At 66.8% G+C, this 18,074-nt stretch carries 19 protein-coding genes; 9 read left to right on the forward strand and 10 right to left on the reverse strand.

All coding sequences use genetic code 11. The annotated features are described in order from the left end of the window. Window positions 1-38 precede the first annotated feature (38 nt). Window positions 39-947, reverse strand: coding sequence for a choline sulfate utilization transcriptional regulator (locus tag AB5S05_RS00720; protein ID WP_369285481.1), 909 nt, complete (start codon window positions 945-947; stop codon window positions 39-41). 113 nt (window positions 948-1,060) lie between these two features. Between AB5S05_RS00720 and betC the strand changes: the two genes are divergently transcribed. The 3 genes from betC to AB5S05_RS00735 all read left to right on the forward strand — a co-directional run bounded on the left by betC (window position 1,061) and on the right by AB5S05_RS00735 (window position 5,228). Continuing rightward, window positions 1,061-2,569 carry a choline-sulfatase gene (gene betC / locus AB5S05_RS00725; RefSeq protein ID WP_369285482.1) on the forward strand — a complete coding sequence of 503 codons (1,509 nt, stop codon included), beginning with the start codon at window positions 1,061-1,063 and terminating at the stop codon, window positions 2,567-2,569. A 55-nt stretch (window positions 2,570-2,624) separates the two neighbouring features. Then, complete coding sequence (locus AB5S05_RS00730; protein ID WP_438943518.1) at window positions 2,625-3,551, forward strand: choline ABC transporter substrate-binding protein; 927 nt, start codon at window positions 2,625-2,627, stop codon at window positions 3,549-3,551. Between the two features lie 105 nt (window positions 3,552-3,656). After that, window positions 3,657-5,228, forward strand: a complete 1,572-nt coding sequence (locus AB5S05_RS00735; RefSeq protein ID WP_369285483.1) for a SulP family inorganic anion transporter — start codon at window positions 3,657-3,659, stop codon at window positions 5,226-5,228. A gap of 22 nt (window positions 5,229-5,250) precedes the next feature. Here AB5S05_RS00735 and AB5S05_RS00740 read toward each other — a convergent pair whose 3' ends face one another. From AB5S05_RS00740 to hemF, 3 genes are read right to left on the reverse strand one after another with little or no spacing between them, the layout of a single operon-like run. Continuing rightward, the gene (locus AB5S05_RS00740) at window positions 5,251-5,607 is read right to left on the reverse strand and encodes a DOPA 4,5-dioxygenase family protein (protein ID WP_369285484.1); all 357 of its coding nucleotides are present in this window, start codon (window positions 5,605-5,607) and stop codon (window positions 5,251-5,253) included. Between the two features lie 10 nt (window positions 5,608-5,617). Further along, window positions 5,618-6,439: a shikimate dehydrogenase gene (gene aroE, locus AB5S05_RS00745; protein ID WP_369285842.1), complete on the reverse strand. Its 822-nt coding sequence runs from the start codon at window positions 6,437-6,439 to the stop codon at window positions 5,618-5,620. Window positions 6,440-6,444: 5 nt separating this feature from the next. Further along, window positions 6,445-7,362: an oxygen-dependent coproporphyrinogen oxidase gene (hemF, locus tag AB5S05_RS00750; RefSeq protein ID WP_369285485.1), complete on the reverse strand. Its 918-nt coding sequence runs from the start codon at window positions 7,360-7,362 to the stop codon at window positions 6,445-6,447. A gap of 179 nt (window positions 7,363-7,541) precedes the next feature. Between hemF and AB5S05_RS00755 the strand changes: the two genes are divergently transcribed. Continuing rightward, complete coding sequence (locus AB5S05_RS00755) at window positions 7,542-8,519, forward strand: NADPH:quinone reductase (protein WP_369285486.1); 978 nt, start codon at window positions 7,542-7,544, stop codon at window positions 8,517-8,519. 7 nt (window positions 8,520-8,526) lie between these two features. On the opposite strand, the gene tsaC is transcribed toward AB5S05_RS00755, so the two are convergent. The 3 genes from tsaC to AB5S05_RS00770 all read right to left on the reverse strand — a co-directional run bounded on the left by tsaC (window position 8,527) and on the right by AB5S05_RS00770 (window position 11,355). Continuing rightward, the gene (gene tsaC / locus AB5S05_RS00760; protein ID WP_369285487.1) at window positions 8,527-9,084 is read right to left on the reverse strand and encodes an L-threonylcarbamoyladenylate synthase type 1 TsaC; all 558 of its coding nucleotides are present in this window, start codon (window positions 9,082-9,084) and stop codon (window positions 8,527-8,529) included. Between the two features lie 41 nt (window positions 9,085-9,125). Continuing rightward, the gene (dprA, locus tag AB5S05_RS00765; protein ID WP_369285488.1) at window positions 9,126-10,238 is read right to left on the reverse strand and encodes a DNA-processing protein DprA; all 1,113 of its coding nucleotides are present in this window, start codon (window positions 10,236-10,238) and stop codon (window positions 9,126-9,128) included. A gap of 76 nt (window positions 10,239-10,314) precedes the next feature. Continuing rightward, window positions 10,315-11,355, reverse strand: coding sequence for a LysM peptidoglycan-binding domain-containing protein (locus AB5S05_RS00770; protein ID WP_369285489.1), 1,041 nt, complete (start codon window positions 11,353-11,355; stop codon window positions 10,315-10,317). Window positions 11,356-11,508: 153 nt separating this feature from the next. Here AB5S05_RS00770 and def point away from each other — a divergent pair, with 153 nt between their 5' ends. The 5 genes from def (at window position 11,509) to AB5S05_RS00795 (ending at window position 16,139) form a co-directional block, all read left to right on the forward strand. Continuing rightward, window positions 11,509-12,015, forward strand: a complete 507-nt coding sequence (def, locus tag AB5S05_RS00775; RefSeq protein WP_369285490.1) for a peptide deformylase — start codon at window positions 11,509-11,511, stop codon at window positions 12,013-12,015. A 69-nt stretch (window positions 12,016-12,084) separates the two neighbouring features. Continuing rightward, window positions 12,085-13,026 carry a methionyl-tRNA formyltransferase gene (fmt, locus tag AB5S05_RS00780; protein ID WP_369285491.1) on the forward strand — a complete coding sequence of 314 codons (942 nt, stop codon included), beginning with the start codon at window positions 12,085-12,087 and terminating at the stop codon, window positions 13,024-13,026. Between the two features lie 13 nt (window positions 13,027-13,039). Then, window positions 13,040-14,350: a 16S rRNA (cytosine(967)-C(5))-methyltransferase RsmB gene (gene rsmB, locus AB5S05_RS00785; protein ID WP_369285492.1), complete on the forward strand. Its 1,311-nt coding sequence runs from the start codon at window positions 13,040-13,042 to the stop codon at window positions 14,348-14,350. A 12-nt stretch (window positions 14,351-14,362) separates the two neighbouring features. Next, the gene (trkA, locus tag AB5S05_RS00790) at window positions 14,363-15,736 is read left to right on the forward strand and encodes a Trk system potassium transporter TrkA (RefSeq protein WP_369285493.1); all 1,374 of its coding nucleotides are present in this window, start codon (window positions 14,363-14,365) and stop codon (window positions 15,734-15,736) included. Window positions 15,737-15,809: 73 nt separating this feature from the next. Next, a complete protein-coding gene (locus AB5S05_RS00795; RefSeq protein WP_369285494.1) occupies window positions 15,810-16,139 on the forward strand; it encodes a tetratricopeptide repeat protein in 330 nt (109 codons plus the stop codon). Here the strand turns inward: AB5S05_RS00795 and AB5S05_RS00800 are convergent. The 3 genes from AB5S05_RS00800 to AB5S05_RS00810 form a co-directional block, all read right to left on the reverse strand. Beyond that, window positions 16,136-16,399 carry a PilZ domain-containing protein gene (locus tag AB5S05_RS00800; protein WP_369285495.1) on the reverse strand — a complete coding sequence of 88 codons (264 nt, stop codon included), beginning with the start codon at window positions 16,397-16,399 and terminating at the stop codon, window positions 16,136-16,138. The genes AB5S05_RS00795 and AB5S05_RS00800 overlap by 4 nt on opposite strands. 123 nt (window positions 16,400-16,522) lie before the next feature. Beyond that, window positions 16,523-17,410 carry a lysophospholipid acyltransferase gene (locus tag AB5S05_RS00805; protein ID WP_369285496.1) on the reverse strand — a complete coding sequence of 296 codons (888 nt, stop codon included), beginning with the start codon at window positions 17,408-17,410 and terminating at the stop codon, window positions 16,523-16,525. A gap of 75 nt (window positions 17,411-17,485) precedes the next feature. After that, window positions 17,486-18,040, reverse strand: a complete 555-nt coding sequence (locus AB5S05_RS00810) for a DNA-3-methyladenine glycosylase I (RefSeq protein ID WP_369285497.1) — start codon at window positions 18,038-18,040, stop codon at window positions 17,486-17,488. Window positions 18,041-18,074: the final 34 nt, after the last annotated feature.

Consider the following 18,074-nt stretch of genomic DNA (forward strand, 5'->3'; position numbering starts at 1 on the left):
GCCCCGGCGCCGTCATTTCGTCCGTTCGGCGGATGCCTTCACCCCTCATGCAACTCGCTTTGCAGCCAGTCGACGAACTGCTGGGTCAGGCGCTGGCGACGCTTGCGTTCGGGCAGCACCACGTAATAGCCGAACTCGGAGCGCACCTCGTCGGCACACACCCGGCACAGCAAGTCCTGGGCCAGCAGCTCATCGACCAGGTGGCGCCAGCCGATGGCCACGCCCTGGCCGGCGATCGCCGCCTGGATCAGCAGGGTGTAGTTGTCGAAACGCAGCGCACCGGCGCCCGGGGTGGCGGCAACGCCATAGGCACGGAACACGCCGCTCCAGTCGAACCAGCGCGAGCGGCTTTCCGGGCGCAGGTGCAGCAGCGGCAACTCGGCCAGGGCGCTGGCCGGCAGCGGCAACTGGCGGCCCTTGAGCAGCTGCGGGCCGCACACCGGGAACACCTCCTCGTGAAACAACAGGTGGGCCTCGCCATGCTTGAAGCGGCCGTCGCCGAAGGCGATGGCCACGTCGATGTCCGAGGGCAGGGTGCCCAGGTCGCGCGCGCTGCTGATCAGGCTGACGTCCACTTCCGGGTGGAGTTGGTGAAACCGCGGCAGGCGCGGCATCAGCCAGTAGGCGGCGAAGGCGAAATCGGTGGCTACCTGCAGCACCTCATGCTGCTGCCGGGCGGTGACCGCCATCAGGCCGGCATCGAGTGATTCCAGGCCGGCCTGGACGTAGCGCTGCAGCAGCTCACCCGCTTCGGTGAGGACGATGCCGCGGTAGACCCGATCGAACAGACGGGTCTCCAACTGCTGCTCCAGGCGCTTGATCTGCTGGCTGATCGCCGGCTGACTGCTACCCAGCTCGCTCGCCGCCGCGGTGAAACTGAGGTGGCGCGCGGCGGACTCGAACACCCGCAGCGCGTCCAGGGAAATCCCCTCGATGCTCTCAAACATAAGCTCTACTTATCCGAGTCATGTGCCTGCAGCGGGTTTACCACAGTTTCTGCAGGGGAGACTATCCAAGCCGCAATTTCGCATAAATCTTTTATATGGAAAACCGGCTCGCCATGAAACGTCCCAACATCCTCTTCATCATGGCCGACCAGATGGCCGCGCCTATCCTGCCACTGCACGACGCCGCCTCGCCGATCAAGCTGCCCAACCTGATGCGTCTGGCCAGCGAAGGCGTGGTCTTCGATTCGGCCTACTGCAACAGCCCGCTGTGCGCACCCTCGCGCTTCACCCTGGTCAGCGGCCAGCTGCCGAGCAAGATCGGCGCCTACGACAACGCCGCCGACTTCCCCGGCGATGTGCCGACCTACGCCCACTACCTGCGCCGCCTTGGCTACCGCACCGCCCTGTCGGGCAAGATGCACTTCTGCGGCCCGGACCAGCTGCACGGCTATGAAGAGCGCCTGACCAGCGACATCTACCCGGCCGACTATGGCTGGGCGGTGAACTGGGACGAGCCGGAGCAGCGCCTGTCCTGGTACCACAACATGTCCTCGGTGCTGCAGGCCGGCCCGAGCGTGCGCACCAACCAGCTCGACTTCGACGAAGAAGTGGTGTTCAAGGCCCAGCAGTACCTCTATGACCATGTGCGGATGAGCGGCGACCAGCCGTTCTGCCTGACCGTGTCGATGACCCATCCGCACGACCCCTACACCATCCCCGAGGAGTTCTGGAACCTGTACGAGGGCGTCGACATTCCGCTGCCCAGCCAGACCATCGACCAGGCCGAGCAGGATCCGCACTCGCAGCGCCTGCTCAAGGTCATCGACCTGTGGGACAAGCCGCTGCCCGAACACAAGATCAAGGACGCAAGGCGTGCCTACTACGGCGCCTGCAGCTACATCGACAGCAATATCGGCAAGCTGCTCAAGACCCTCAAGGACTGCAACCTGGCCGAGGACACCATCATTGTCTTCTCCGGCGACCACGGCGACATGCTTGGCGAGCGCGGCCTCTGGTACAAGATGCACTGGTTCGAGATGGCCGCCAGGGTACCGCTGCTGGTGCACGCCCCCAAGCGCTTCGCCGCGCACCGGGTCAGCCAGTCGGTGTCGACCATGGACCTGCTGCCGACCCTGGTCGAGCTGGCCGGTGGCACGCTCGAGGCGAACCTGCCCCTGGACGGCCGCTCGCTGCTGGCGCACCTAGACGGCTCGGGCGGCCACGATGAGGTGATCGGCGAGTACATGGCCGAAGGCACCACCAGCCCGCTGATGATGATCCGCCGTGGCGCCTACAAGTTCATCTACTCTGAGCAGGACCCGCTGCTGCTGTTCGACCTCAGCCAGGATCCCCAGGAACGGGAAAACCTCGCCGCCTCGCCGGATCATCAGGCCCTGCTGGGCAGTCTGATCGATGAGGCCAAGGCGCGCTGGGACATCCCCGCGATCCACCAGGCCACCCTGGACAGCCAGCGCCGCCGGCGTTTCGTCGCCGACGCCCTGACCCACGGCAAGCTCAAGAGCTGGGACCATCAACCCCTGGTCGACGCCAGCCAGCAGTACATGCGCAACCACATCGACCTGGACGATCTGGAACGCCGCGCCCGCTACCCTCAAGTGTGATTTCAACATCCGACAAGCGTGCACCTAAAACTAAAAGAGTAAGTGGAGACAAGCCATGAACAAGATCAGCACCCTGTTTGCCGCGAGCCTGCTGATGGCCGCGGGCACCTTTCAGGTCCACGCCGAAGACGCCCAGTGCGCCACGGTGAAACTCGGCGATCCGGGTTGGAGCGACATCGCCGTGACCAACGGCATCGCCAGCTTCCTGCTCGAGGGCCTGGGCTACCAGGCCCAGTCCCAGACCCTGGCGGTACCGATCATCTTCGCCGGGCTGCAGAAGGGCCAGGTCGATGTGTTCCTCGGCAACTGGATGCCGGCGCAACAGAGCAACTACGACAAGTTCGTCGCCAGCGGCGAAGTGGCCAAGCTGGCGCAGAACCTCGATGGCACCGAGTACACCCTGGCCGTGCCGACCTACGCCTACGAGGCGGGGGTGAAGACCTTCGCCGACCTCGACAAGTTCGCCGACAAGTTCGGCCACAAGCTCTACGGCATCGCCTCGGGCTCGCCGGCCAACGAGTCGATCCGGCAGATGATCGAGTCCGACGAGTTCGGCCTGGGCGACTGGAAGCTGGTGGAGTCGAGCGAGCAGGCGATGCTGGTGCAGGTCGGCCGCGCGGTGAAGCGCAACGAGTTCGTGGTGTTCCTCGGCTGGACCCCGCACCCGATGAACGTCAACTACGACATGAAATACCTGCGCGGTGGCGAGAAGTACTTCGGCGAAAGCGGCAGCGTCAACACCCTGGCACGCAAGGGCTTTGCCGAACAGTGCCCGAACGTCGGCAAGCTGCTGAGCAACCTGACCTTCACTCAGGACATGGAAAACTCCATCATGGACAAGGTGCTGAGCAAGCAGGCCAGCAACGCCGAGGCGATCAAGGCCTGGCTGCAAGCCAATCCGCAGGTGCTCGACGGCTGGCTGGCAGGCGTTACCACCCAGGATGGCGGCGACGCGCTGGCGGCGATCAAGGCTAAACTCTGAGTCACCAGGCCGCACAGGGTGACCCCTGTGCGGCTATCCCGGATAATTCGGGATCTGTAATCGACTGGACAGCCCCTCGCCAGCCACCGGACAGACGCCGCCTCGATGCCGCTACCCAACCGCCAGACCCTCTTGCCGTTCCTCAGATGGCTGCCCAACACCAGCCCGCGTAGCCTCGGCAATGATCTGCTGGTGGGCATGACCGGCGCCATTCTGGCCCTGCCACAATCGATCGCCTACGCGCTGATCGCCGGCCTGCCGGCCGAATATGGCCTGTACGCCGCGATAGTACCGGTGATCATCGCCTGCCTGTGGGGCTCGTCCTGGCACCTGATCTGCGGGCCGACCGCGGCGATCTCGATCGTCCTGTTCACCAGCGTCAGCCCGCTGGCCCAACCCGGCAGCCAGGACTTCATCGCCCTGGTGCTGCTGCTGACCTTCGTCGCCGGCCTGTTCCAGTGGCTGATGGGGCTGCTGCGCTTCGGCGCCCTGGTCAATTTCATCTCCCACTCGGTGGTGCTCGGGTTCACCCTCGGCGCCGCCGTGGTGATCGTCCTCGGCCAGTTGCCCAACCTGCTCGGCATCAGCATGCCCAGCCAGGCCACGGCGCTGGCGACCCTGCTCAACCTCGGCGAGCACCTGCCGGAAACCGACTGGTGCTCCCTGGCGCTGGCGCTGTTCACCCTGGCCGTCAGCCTGCTCATCCGCCACCTCTGGCCGCGCTTGCCGGCGCTGCTGCTGGGCCTGGTGGCTGGCAGCCTGCTGGTGCTGCTGCTGCCGCAGCGGCTGACTGCCGGCATCGCCCTGGTCAGCGCCTTCGAGGGTCAGCTGCCGCCGTTCAGCCCGCTGCGCCTGGAGCTGTCGACCATTCTCCAGCTGCTGCCGGCGGCGGTGGCCTGCGGCATGCTCGGCCTGGTCACCAGCCTGTCGATCGCCCGGGCCCTGGCCAGCAAGTCCCAGCAGTTTCTCGACGCCAACCAGGAAGTCCGCGCCCAGGGCCTGTCCAACCTGGTGGGCGCCTGGTTCTCCGCCTCACTGTCGGCCGGCTCCTTCACCCGCTCGGCGCTGAACCTGCAGGCCGGCGCGCGCTCGCCCCTGGCCGGGGTGTTCTCCGCGCTGCTGGTGGCCCTGTTCGCCCTGATCGGCGCGCGCCTGATCGCGCATATCCCGCTACCCAGCATGGCCGCCAGCATCCTGCTGATCTGCTGGGGCCTGATGGATATTGCCGGAGTGCGCGCGCTGTTTCGGGTCAGCCGCTCGGAGTTCCTGGTGATGAGCCTGACCCTGCTGGCGACCCTGCTGCTGGAGTTGCAGACGGCGATCTATGCCGGGGTGCTGGCCTCGCTGTTCTTCTACCTCAAGCGCACCTCGCAACCGCGGGTGAAGGTCTGGAGAGAGGGCGAGGAGGAGCTGCTGCGGGTCGAGGGCTCGATCTTCTTCGGCGCCTGCCACTACCTGCAGCAGTTGCTCCAGCGCAGCAGCGGCGAGCGGGTGATCATCGACGCCCACCACGTCAACTTCATCGACTACGCCGGGGTGGAAATGCTCCACCAGGAAGCGCGCCGCCTGCTGGCGCAGAACCGCAGCCTGATCCTGCGCCGGGCGCGGCCGCCGGTCACCGAGGAAATCCAGAAGCTCGAAGGCGCCGAGCGCTGCCCGGTGCGCTTCGAGGATTGAGTTGTGCGCCGAGCACCGCGGGTCAGTCCTCGTCGGTGTCCAGCACGCTGAGATCCAGCGGCCGCACCTGGCCGAGCCACATGGCCCAGTCGCGATGGTCGCGCAACGCCTGGCCGGTGAGCGGGTGGACCAGCACGTTGAGGCCATCGCGATGCTGCATCAGCCAGGGCAGCAGTTCGCCGAACAGCTCGGCGCGGAAGGCCAACTGGCAGCTCCAGTCCGGGTGCGGGCCGACCGGTTGCTGGTGCAGCCGCCCCATCTTCAGCGCAAAGCGCCGTGCCGCCTCTTCGCACAATGCCCGAGCCTGCTCCAGGGTCGTGGCGTCGAAGTAGACGTGGGCGTGGTAGCCCTTGATTCGCGGTAGCCTCTGCTCGTCCATCGTTCGTCCCTCAGCCCGCCAGCTGGCGGCGCAGCTCGGCCAGCACCGGGGCGCTGTCCGGACGTACCCCGCGCCACAGGTAGAAGGCCTCGGCAGCCTGCTCGACCAGCATCCCCAGGCCATCCAGGGTGCGCGCCGCACCTTGCTCGGCGGCCCAGCGGTTGAAGGCGGTCGGCTCTTTGCCGTACATCATGTCGTAGCACAGGCTGCGCCCGGGCTCGATCAGGCTCGCCGCGATCGGCGGCAGCTCGCCGGCCAGACTGGCCGAGGTGCCGTTGACGATCAGGTCGACCGGCGCATCTATCCAGTCGAAGCCGCTGGCCACCACCGGGCCCAGGTCGGCGAACTCGGCGGCCAGCTGCTCGGCCTTCTCAACGGTACGGTTGGCGATCACCAGGCTCGCCGGCCGCTCGGCCAGCAAGGGCTCGAGCACGCCACGCACCGCTCCGCCGGCACCGAGCAGGAGCACGCGCTTGCCGCGCAGGTCGAAGCCGGCGTTGACCTTGAGGTCACGCACCAGACCGGCACCGTCGGTGTTGTCGCCGAGCAGGCTGCCGTCGTCCAGCTTCTTCAGGGTATTCACCGCGCCGGCGCGGCGGGCGCGGGCGCTCAGGCTGTCGGCCAGCTGGAAGGCCTGTTCCTTGAACGGCACCGTGACATTGGCGCCCTTGCCCTCGACGAAGAACGCCCGGGCGAAGCCGGGAAAGTCCTCCAGCGGCGCGAGCAGCGCCTCGTAGCTCAGCTGCTGGCCGGTCTGCTCGGCGAACAGGCGGTGGATCAGCGGCGACTTGCTGTGGCCGATGGGATTACCGAATACGCCGTAGCGGTCCATCAGATTCACGCCTCCGCCAGCCAGTCGCGATCGGTCAGGAAGTATTCGGTCAGCCGTGCCTCCTCGCTGCCCGGCGCCGGCTTCCAGTCGTAGCCCCAGCGCACCTGCGGCGGCAGCGACATCAGGATCGACTCGGTACGCCCGCCGGACTGCAGGCCGAACAGGGTGCCACGGTCATAGACCAGGTTGAACTCGACGTAGCGTCCGCGGCGGAACGCCTGGAACTCGCGCTCGCGCTCGCCGTAGCCGGTCAGCTTGCGCCGGCGCACGATCGGCAGATAGGCCTCGAGGTAAGCGTCGCCAATGGCGCGCATGAAGGCGAAGCTGGTGTCGAAATCCCACTGGTTGAGGTCGTCGAAGAACAGCCCGCCGACGCCGCGCGGCTCGCCGCGGTGCTTGAGATGGAAATAGCGGTCGCACCAGGCCTTGAACTTCGGATAGACCTCGGCGCCGAAGGGCGCACAGGCGTCACGGGCGACCCGGTGCCAGTGCACGCAGTCTTCCTCGAAGGCGTAGTAGGGGGTCAGGTCGAAGCCGCCGCCGAACCACCAGACCGGCTCCGCGCCTTCCTTCTCGGCGCTGAAGAAGCGCACGTTGGCGTGCGAGGTCGGCACGTAGGGGTTCTCCGGATGAATCACCAGGGACACCCCGAGCGCCTCGAAGCCGCGACCGGCCAGTTCCGGGCGATGGGCGCTGGCCGAGGGCGGCAGGCCACTGCCGAACACATGGGAGAAGTTCACTCCGCCCTTCTCGATCAGCGCGCCGTTCTCTATCACCCGGGTGCGCCCGCCGCCGCCGCCGGCCGGCCGCTGCCAGGCGTCCTCGATGAACTGGGCGCCGCCATCCTCGGCTTGCAGGGCGGTACAGATGCGGTCTTGCAGGTCGAGCAGATAGGCCTTTACGGCCTCAGTACGTTCAGTCACGGCGGCACCTTGAAAAACAGTCAGGCCGGCCGGGCATCTGGCCCGCCAGCAGAATCGGCGGCCAGCATAACATTTGCCGACCGCCGCTTGCTGTTGACGCCAGTCGAGCGGGGCGGTTGGATAGGGCCTCTATTCGTTCGCCCAAGCCCTTGGGCAGAGCATTCGACAAGGAGCCTGAGATGGCCAAGCGCATACAGTTCGGCAGCCACGGTGGCCCGGACGTCCTCGAATACCGCGACTACCTGCCGGCCGCGCCCGGCCCGCAGGAAGTGCGCGTAGCCAACCGGGCCATCGGCCTGAACTTCATCGACACTTACTACCGCAGCGGCCTGTATCCGCCACCGGCGCTGCCCTCCGGCCTGGGCACCGAGGGCGCCGGCATCGTCGAGGCAGTGGGTGCCGGGGTCAGCCAGTTCCAGGTCGGCGACCGGGTGGCCTATGCCACCGGCCCGCTCGGTGCCTACAGCGAACTGCATGTGCTGCCCGCCAGCAAGCTGGTCAAGCTGCCGGACGCCATCGACTTCGAGCAGGCGGCCGCGGTGATGCTCAAGGGCCTGACCGTGCAGTACCTGCTGCGCCAGACCTTCGCCCTGCAGGGCGGCGAAACCATCCTGTTCCACGCCGCCGCAGGCGGAGTCGGCTCCCTGGCCTGTCAATGGGCCAGGGCACTGGGGGTCAAGCTGATCGGCACGGTCAGCTCGGCGGAAAAGGCCAAGCGGGCGATGGAGCAGGGCGCCTGGGCGACCATCGACTACAGCCATGAGGACGTGGCCCAGCGTGTGCTGGAGCTGACCGACGGGCAGAAGTGCCCGGTGGTCTACGACGGTGTCGGCAAGGACACCTGGGCGACCTCGCTGGACTGCGTCGCCCCGCGCGGCCTGCTGGTCAGCTTCGGCAACGCCTCCGGCGCGGTCACCGGGGTCAACCTGGGCATACTCGCGCAGAAGGGCTCGCTGTTCGTCACCCGGCCGACCCTGGCCGGTTATGCCGACACCCCCGAGCGCCTGCAGGCGATGGCCGACGACCTGTTCGCCATGATCGCCAGCGGCAAGCTGCGGGTGGACATCGGCCAGCGCTATCCGCTGCAAGAAGCGGCGGCCGCGCAGACGGCGCTGAGTGCCCGGCAGACCACCGGCTCGACCATCCTGCTGCCGTAGCCGGGCGCTAGGATGGCCTGATCACATCACCGCTGATCAGGTCGCGGATCGCGCTGGGATTCTTGCGCCCGCCCAGCGCGCCACCGAGCACCTTGTCCAGCTGTCGCGGAAAATACTGCTCGACTCGCAGCCGGCTGCGAGCCGCCGGCCGCCCGGCCGGATTGGCCGAGGTCGACACCAGCGGGCCGGTCAAGGCGCAGAGCGCCCGCACCAGGGGGTGATCGCTGACGCGCAGGGCGACACTGTCGTGGTCGCCGCTGATCCATTCCGGCAGGCGCTGCTGATGCGGCACCAGCCAGGTACTGGGCCCCGGCCAGGTGCTGGCCAGGCGCTCCTGCCAGATATCCGGCAAGTCATCGAGGAGGAAGTCGAACTGGTCGATGCTAGCGGCCACCAGGATCAGGCCCTTGGCCATCGGCCGCTCCTTCAGCGCCAGCAGGCGCTCGACCGCCAGCTCGTCCCAGGGATCGCAGCCCAGTCCCCAAACCGCCTCGGTCGGATAGGCGATCACGCCACCCTGGCGTACCACTCGCGCCGCCTGTTGCACCTGCCACCTGCTGACCATCCACTGCACTCCGCTTGAGCTTGCCCGGCAGTGTATCCAAGCTAGCCGGTGCGGCCCACCCAGCGCCCGCCTTCGCAGGCGACGCGGCCCTCCAGTTCCAGCTCGGTGAGGGCGGCCAGCACCTCGGGCAGGGGCCAGCCGACAGCCGCGGCCAGGGCCTCGCTGCTGTGCGGCGCCGCATGCAGCAGTTCGACCAGAGGGTGGCGCTCCGCCGGCATTGCGCTCACCGCGCAGGCAGCCGGCGAGGGGGTCTGCCAGCCGCGCAAGGCCTCGAGAATATGCTCGATGCTTTCCACCAGGGTGGCGCCATCGCGAATCAGCTGGTGGCAACCCCGCGCTCCGGGGTGGTGGATGGAGCCGGGAATCGCATAGACCTCGCGGCCCTGCTCGGCGGCCAGGCGTGCGGTGATCAGCGAACCACTGGACGGGCTCGCCTCGACCACCAGCACACCGAGCGAAAGGCCGCTGATGATGCGGTTGCGCCGTGGAAAATTGCTGGCGTGGGGCGGGCAATCCAGTGGCAGTTCCGATACCAGGGCGCCGCCCTGTTCGACGATCTCGGCCGCCAGCTGCGTGTGCCGCGCCGGATACAGGCACTGCAATCCGGTGCCCAGCACCGCCACCGTTTTTCCCGCCGCCGCCAGGGCCCCGCGATGAGCCGCACCATCGATTCCCAGGGCCAGTCCGCTGGTGATCACGAAACCACCGCCGGCCAGGCTACGGGCGAAGCCGTGGGCGGTGTCCAGCCCCGGCCGCGAGGCGCGGCGGCTGCCGACCATGGCCAACTGCGGCAGCTCGAGCAACGCCGCATCGCCGGCGACGAACAGCACGGGGGGCGCATCGCCGAGTTCGGCGAGCAGCGCCGGGTAGCCCGGGTCATCCCACATCAGCAGGTGGTGCCGCTCGGCTTCCAGCCAGGCCAGGGCGGCAGCTGTCCGCCGACGAACCTCGGCGCTGCGCCGCGCCTCGGCGCATACCGCCGGCAAGCCCAGGGTGCGCCAGGCGCTGGCCGGAGCACTGAGCGCGGCCGAGGCGCTGGCGAAGGCCGCCAGCAAGGCGCGAAAACGCCGCGGCCCCAGCTCCGGCAGGCTGTGCAGGCGCAGGCGCGCTTCGATTTCGCAGGGTGAGACGGCGTACGGGGGAGCGAGCGACATGCTGATCATCCTTGATCGGTCGCGCCGCACAGGCGGCAGAAAGCAGAAGCCCCGCGATTGCGGGGCTTCTAGGGCATCACGGGTTGCGGACCTTATCCATCAGTTCGAGGGAGCGGGTGGCTCCCAGAATCAGCCCGTAACTGAGCTTGTCGTAGGTCCTGAACACCATCAGCAGGCCAGCACGCTCGTCGGGAATCTTCACCGACTCGCCGGTAATCCGGTCACGCACGGTTTCGCCGGTCTTGTACACCGCCAGTACGTTGCCCTCGACCAGGCCATCGCGCGCCCCCTTGTTCAGGGTCACCACGTCGAACTGGCCGATCTGGGTCACGCCGCGAGGTACATCGAGGATCAGGCCATTGATCTCGTTGCTCGGTTCGCTGGGCATGAAGGTAGAGGTAATGGCGCGTTCTTCGGTGGCGAACAGGCGATCGCCGAGGCGCACTTCCTGAGTCGAGCGCGTCAGCTCCATGGTGCCGATATCGCCTTCCTCGGCGACGATCTGACCGCTGCCGATATCATCGGCGTTGATGCCGAGGAACTCCTGGGTATCCGGGTCGAGGTAGGTCTTGCCTTGACGGAAGATGCCGTACACCGGTGCCGAAGGGTCGAAGGTGCCGCGGGCATAGACCCGATCGCCGGCGCCGCTGACCACCCGCTCGGCGTTGCCGGCGACGACATAGGGTGCACCGAGGAACTGCTCCGGGGCATCGACGATACGGTTGCTCAGCAGAAAGCTGTTGATCGCCTCCAGCGGGATCGCCGGGATCGCCTCGGCCATGGGCGTGCTGCGGATCTGCGGCGACAGCTTGATGGTGCCGCGCGACGCGCCGCGCTCGAGCATCAGGCGCGGCTGGCCATCGACATAGACCAGGCTGAGCTGGTCGCCCGGGTAGATCAGATGGGGGTTTTCCACCTGCGGGTTGGCATGCCAGATCTCCGGCCACTTCCACGGCTGACTGAGGAACCGCCCGGAAATATCCCAGAGGGTGTCACCCTTGACCACTGTGTAACGGTCGGGGTGACCGTCCTTGAGCTGCACGTCGGCCAGGGCCATGCCGGTCTGGGCCAAGCCGCCTGTGGCGAGCAGCAGCAGGGCGAGTAGTGATTTCCTCATGCGGTGAATCCCTTTATTATGTGTCTTCACGTGGAGCGCCCTTGCGCCGCAGGTAAAACCCAGTAAGACCGCGGCGTGAAGCCGTTTTTCAATGCTGCTCATCATCTTAGCAGCGGATTTTGACTTTATTCCACAAGTGCATCACAAACCCTTATGGCGATTCTAAACATCCTCGAATTTCCCGATCCGCGCCTGCGCACCATCGCCAAGCCGGTGGCCGTGGTCGATGACGCCCTGCGTCAGCTGATCGACGACATGTTCGAAACCATGTATGACGCCCCCGGTATCGGCCTGGCCGCCACCCAGGTCAACGTGCACAAGCGCGTGGTGGTGATGGACCTGTCCGAAGACAAGTCCGAACCGCGGGTATTCATCAACCCCGAGTTCGAGACGCTGACCGACGAAGTGGACCAGTATCAGGAGGGTTGCCTGTCGGTCCCGGGCTTCTACGAGAACATCGATCGCCCGCAGAAGGTCAAGGTCAAGGCGCTGGACCGCGACGGCCAGCCTTACGAGCTGATCGCCGAAGGTCTGCTGGCGGTGTGCATCCAGCACGAATGCGACCACCTCAATGGCAAGCTGTTCGTCGACTACCTGTCCAACCTAAAACGCGATCGCATCAAGAAGAAGCTGGAAAAGCAGCATCGCCAGCGGGCTTGAGCCACGAATCATCCAAAGGCTTGCTTTCAGGTTGCCCCGATAGCAAGCCTTTTTCTTTAGCGAGACCCCATGACTGAAGCACTGCGCATCGTCTTCGCCGGTACCCCGGAATTCGCCGCCGAACACCTCAAGGCCCTGCTCGATAGCCCGCACCAGATCATCGCCGCCTACACCCAGCCGGACCGCCCCGCCGGCCGCGGGCAGAAACTCGCCCCCAGCCCGGTCAAGCAGTTGGCTCAGCAGCACGGCATAGCGGTGCTGCAACCGCAGAGCCTGCGCGATCCGGCGGCCCAGGCCGAGCTGGCCGCGCTGCAAGCGGATCTGATGGTGGTGGTCGCCTACGGTCTGATCCTGCCGCAGGTGGTGCTCGATACGCCGCGCCTTGGCTGCATCAACAGCCACGCCTCGCTATTGCCACGCTGGCGCGGCGCCGCGCCTATCCAGCGAGCCATTCAGGCCGGGGACGCACACAGCGGGGTAACCGTGATGCAGATGGAAGCGGGCCTGGACACCGGCCCCATGCTGCTGAAAGTCAGCACGCCGATTTCGCCCAGCGACACCGGCGGCAGCCTGCACGACCGCCTGGCCGAACTCGGCCCGCCGGCGGTGCTCGAGGCCATCGCCGGCCTGGCGGACGGCAGCCTGGTCGGCGAGGTGCAGGACGACAGCCAGGCCACCTATGCGCACAAGCTGAACAAGGACGAGGCCCGCCTGGACTGGACGCGCCCGGCGCTCGAGCTGGAGCGTCTGATTCGCGCCTTCAATCCCTGGCCGATCTGCCACAGCACCCTCAATGGCGAACCGCTGAAGATCCTGGCGGCCGAGCTGGCGGACGGGCAGGGCGCGCCCGGGCAGATCCTCGCCACCAGCAAGGACGGCCTGACCGTCGCCTGCGCCGAAGGCGCGCTGCGCCTGACCCGCCTGCAACTACCAGGGGGCAAGGCGCTGGCCTTCGCCGACCTGTTCAACAGCCGCCGCGAGCAGTTTGCCGCCGGCCTGGTGCTGCAGTGATGAGGAAGGACGCATGAACCCGCGCCTGGCTGCCGCCCGCGCCCTCAGCGCCGTCCTCTCCGGCAAGGCCTCCCTGGGCAGCAGCCTGCCCGCGCAGCTGGACAGGGTCGAGCCACGCGATCGTGGCCTGACCCAGGAGCTGGCCTTCGGCACCGCACGCTGGCAGCCACGCCTGGCGGCGCTGGCGGACAAGCTGCTGCAGAAGCCGTTCAAGGCCACCGACAAGGACGTCGAGGCCCTGCTGCTGGTCGGTCTCTATCAACTGCTCTACACGCGCATTCCGCCCCACGCCGCCCTCGGCGAAACCGTCGGCTGTGCCGACAAGCTGAAGAAACCGTGGGCCAAGGCCCTGATCAATGCGGTGCTGCGCCGCGCCCAGCGCGAAGGCACGCAATTGCTGGCCGAGCTGGAACACGACCCGATGGTGCGTACCGCCCATCCGCGCTGGCTGCAAAAGGCCCTCAAGGCCCATTGGCCCGAACACTGGGAAGCCATCTGCGCCGCCAACAACGCCCATCCGCCGCTGATCCTGAGGGTCAATCGGCGCCAGGGCTCGCGCGATGCCTACCTCGCCGAGCTGCAGGCCGCCGGGCTCGACGCCGAGGCCTGCCGCTACAGCGGCGACGGCATCCGCCTGCTGCAGGCCTGCGACGTTACCAGTCTGCCGGGCTTCGCCGAAGGGCGGATCAGCGTGCAGGACGAGGCCGCGCAACTGGCCGCCGAGCTGCTCGAACTGGCTCCCGGCCAGCGGGTGCTGGACGCCTGCTGCGCGCCGGGCGGCAAGACCTGTCACCTGCTCGAAGCCGAGCCGCAACTGGCCGGCGTGGTGGCCGTGGACCTGGAACAAAAACGCCTGGTGCGGGTACGGGAGAACCTCGCGCGCCTCGGCCTCAACGCCGAGCTGATCGCTGCCGATGCTCGCGCTGTCGAGCGGTGGTGGGACGGCCAGGCGTTCCAGCGCATCCTGCTCGACGCCCCCTGTTCGGCCACCGGGGTGATCCGTCGCCACCCGGACATCAAGCTGACCCGTCAGGCGGAAGATATCCCCGCCCTGGCGCAGTTGCAGGGCGAACTGCTCGATGCCCTGTGGCCGACTCTGGCGGTTGGCGGCATCCTGCTCTACGCCACCTGTTCGACCCTGCCGACGGAGAACAGCGAAGTGATCGAGGCCTTCCTCGCCCGTACCCCGGGCGCCCGTGAGCTGGCGATTGCCGGTCCCTTCGGCCTGGCCCAGCCGCACGGCCGGCAGCTGCTGGCCCAGGCGGACGGCCATGACGGTTTCTACTATGCCAAGCTGATCAAGATCGCCGCCGTCCGCGGCTGAGGAACAGACCGGATGAAAATCATCATTCTCGGGGCCGGCCAAGTCGGCGGCACCCTGGCCGAACACCTGGCCAGCGAAGCCAACGACATCACCGTGGTGGACACCGATGGCGACCGCCTGCGCGATCTCGGCGACCGCCTGGACATCCGCACCGTGGTCGGCCGCGGCTCCTTTCCCACCGTGCTGCGCCAGGCCGGCGCGGACGATGCCGACATGCTGATCGCGGTGACCAACAGCGACGAGGTCAACATGGTCGCCTGCCAGGTGGCCTACACCCTGTTCCATACCCCGACCAAGATCGCCCGGGTGCGCGAACCGGCCTACCTGACCCGCGCCGGGCTGTTCAACAACGAAGCCATCCCGATCGACGTGCTGATCAGCCCGGAACAGGTGGTGACCAACTACATCAAGCGCCTGATCGAATACCCAGGCGCCCTGCAGGTGATCGATTTCGCCGAAGGCAAGGCGCAGCTGGTGGCCGTGCGCGCCTACTACGGCGGCCCGCTGGTCGGCCAGCAGCTGCGCCAGCTGCGCCAGCACATGCCCAACGTCGACACCCGGGTGGCGGCGATCTTCAGGCGCAACCGGGCGATACTGCCGCAGGGCGATACGGTGATCGAGGCCGACGACGAGGTGTTCTTCATCGCCGCCAAGGGCCATATCCGTGCGGTGATGAGCGAGATGCGCCGCCTGGAAGTCAGTTACAAGAAGGTGGTGATCGCCGGCGGCGGGCACATCGGCGAACGCCTGGCCGAGGCCATCGAGAGCCGCTACCAAGTGAAGATCATCGAGATGAACCCGGCGCGCTGCCGCTACCTGTCGGAGAACCTCGACAGCACCGTGGTGCTGCAGGGCAGCGCCTCGGACCGCGACCTGCTGGTCGAGGAGAACATCAACGACGCCGATATCTTCCTCGCCCTGACCAACGACGACGAGGCCAACATCATGTCCTCGCTGCTGGCCAAACGCCTCGGTGCGCGCAAGGTGATGACCATCATCAACAACCCGGCCTACGTCGACCTGGTCCAGGGTGGCGAGATCGATATCGCCATCAGCCCGCAGCTGGCCACCATCGGCACCCTGCTGACCCACGTGCGCCGTGGCGACATCGTCAGCGTGCACTCGCTGCGCCGCGGCGCGGCCGAGGCCATCGAGGCCATCGCCCATGGCGACGCCAAGTCGAGCAAGGTGGTCGGCCGCGCCATCGAGGACATCCCGCTGCCGCCTGGCACCACCATTGGCGCCATCATCCGCAACGAGGAAGTGCTGATCGCCCACGACGATACCGTGATCGAATCCGGCGACCATGTGATCCTGTTCCTGGTCGACAAGAAGTACATCCGCGATGCCGAGCGGCTATTCCAGGTCGGCCTGACGTTCTTCTAATCGCGCAGTTCGCCGCTTAAGGCGCCACACTATGGATAGACCCGGCTGCGTTCTGCCGGCCGAGGAGGTGCCCATGCTCGAATCACTGGAGAAGATGCTCGCCCAGGGTATCGACAATGCCCTACTGCGCTTCGGCCTCGGCAAAGGCTACCTGGATGCCGGCGAGTTCGCCCGGGCGGCGCAGCATTTTCGCCGCTGCGTGGAGTTCGACCCGAATTATTCGGCCGCCTGGAAACTGCTCGGCAAGGCCCTGCTCGAACAGGGCAACAGGCCGGGGGCCGAGCAGGCCTGGCAGAAGGGTATCGCCGCCGCGCAAGGGCATGGCGACAAGCAGGCGGAAAAGGAAATGACGGTGTTCCTTAAGCGCCTGCAGCGGGAACAGTCGCCGCCTGACGGCACCTAGTCCTCGACGAAGCGCAGGCCGGCACCTTCGGCGTCGGCGCGCATCACTTCCATCTGCAGCACCGGCGCCTCGATCGGCAGGTCCTGCACCTGGCCGGTGACTCTTGTGCCCGGCGCCAGGCCGGCGAGATCCGGGTGCCTGACGTAGACGCCACCGTCGGAAAGGTCGCGGGTGTGGCCCAGCAGTTCGCCGAAACTCGGGTGGCAGATCTTGATCCGGCACTTCATCGGGGTGCGGGGATAGCGGCGCTGGTTGGACATCGAGGCGAGACTCCTCAGTTAGGCGTGCGCCGTTGATAGCGCAAATTCACAACCCCGCCCAGCCCCTATCAATAAAAAAGCGCTCGTTAGAGCGCTTTTCCGGTCACTTCCAGGCTTTTCCGCTCAGTACCACTTCTTCTCGCCGCTCGGGCGCTTCTTGAAGCGCTTCATGCTCCACATGTACTGGCTCGGATAGGTGCGCACATAACGCTCGATCACCGCGCTCATGGCCGCCACGCCTTCCTCGACCTTGTCGCTGTACATGCCTTCTGGCGCGGCTTCGAGGATCACCTTGTAGCCGCTGCCATCGGCCAGGCGCACGGCATGCAGGAACACCCCCAGCGCCTTGCCGCCGGCGAGCATGCCGGGCACGAATTTGCTGGTCAGCGCCTGGGTGGCGAGAAAGGGTACGAACACCCCGGCGGACAGGCTCGGCTCCGGATCGGCGGGAATCCCCACGGCGCCGCCACGGCGTACTTCCTTGATGACGCTGAGGATGCCTTCCTTGGTCGAAGGCGCCACCCGATTGCCCATCTGCACCCGCTGCTTCTGCAGCAGCTCATCCACCGCCTTGAGCTTGGGCGGACGGTAGAAGATGATCGGTTTGCACTGGGCGCAATAGAAATGGTTGAGCACTTCCCAGTTGCCCAGGTGGCTGGTGATGCCGACCACCCCCTTGCCCGAGGCCAGCGCCTGCTGCAGCACTTCCAGGCCTTCGACCTCGCGCACCAGGGCCAGCGACTTCTGTGCCGGCCAGACCCAGGCGCAGGCGCTCTCGGTCAGGGTACGGCCGATATCCCTGAGGCTCTGGCCGACCAGGCGTTCGCGTTCGGCAGCGCTCAATTCGGGGAAACACTTGGCCAGGTTGATCCGCACCACATCGCGCGAACCATTGGGCAGCTTCCACATCAGCCAGCCGATGGCTGCGCCCAGGCCTTGCACGGCGCGCCAGGGCAACAGCGCGAACAGTCGCAGAAAGCCCACCACCAGCGCGCCCTTGAACTTCTCCACAGGCAACTCCACGAGATCGAAAAGCGCCTATTGTAACCACCCCGGGTAGCGCCATACAGGCTGCCGTGCGGCCAGCTAGGCGTCGACCAGATCCGCGTAGCGGTCGCAATCGGTGGTGTGGTCCATGACCATGCCGGACGCCTGCATGTAGGCGTAGCAGATGGTCGGGCCAACGAAGGTGAAGCCGGCCTTCTTCAACGCACGGCTCATGGCCTCGGCTTCGGCGGTCACGGCCGGCATCTGAGTGCGGTCGGCGAAGTGGTTGACCTTCGGCCGGCCGCCGACGAACGACCAGAGCAGGGTGACCGGGTCGTCGAGTCGTAGCCAGGCCTGGGCGTTCTGTCGGGCCGCCCGCAGCTTGAGGCGGTTGCGGATGATGCCCGGGTCCTGCAGGCGCACGTCGATCTCCTCATCGCTCATCCGCGCCAGGCGCTCGGGATCGAAACCGAACAGCACCTGGCGGTAGCGCTCGCGCTTCTTCAATACCGTGATCCACGACAGGCCGGCCTGGAATCCCTCCAGCAGCAGCAACTCGAACAGGGCCCGGGGTTCGTGCAGCGGCACCCCCCATTCGCGGTCGTGGTAAGCCTGGTAGAGGGGGTCGTCGGTACACCAGAAACAGCGGGGCATAGGGCCTTCCAGGGCGGTGGAGGCCGCACGGATT

The sequence above is a fragment of the Pseudomonas zhanjiangensis genome (assembly GCF_041027545.1).
Lineage (GTDB): Bacteria > Pseudomonadota > Gammaproteobacteria > Pseudomonadales > Pseudomonadaceae > Aquipseudomonas > Aquipseudomonas zhanjiangensis.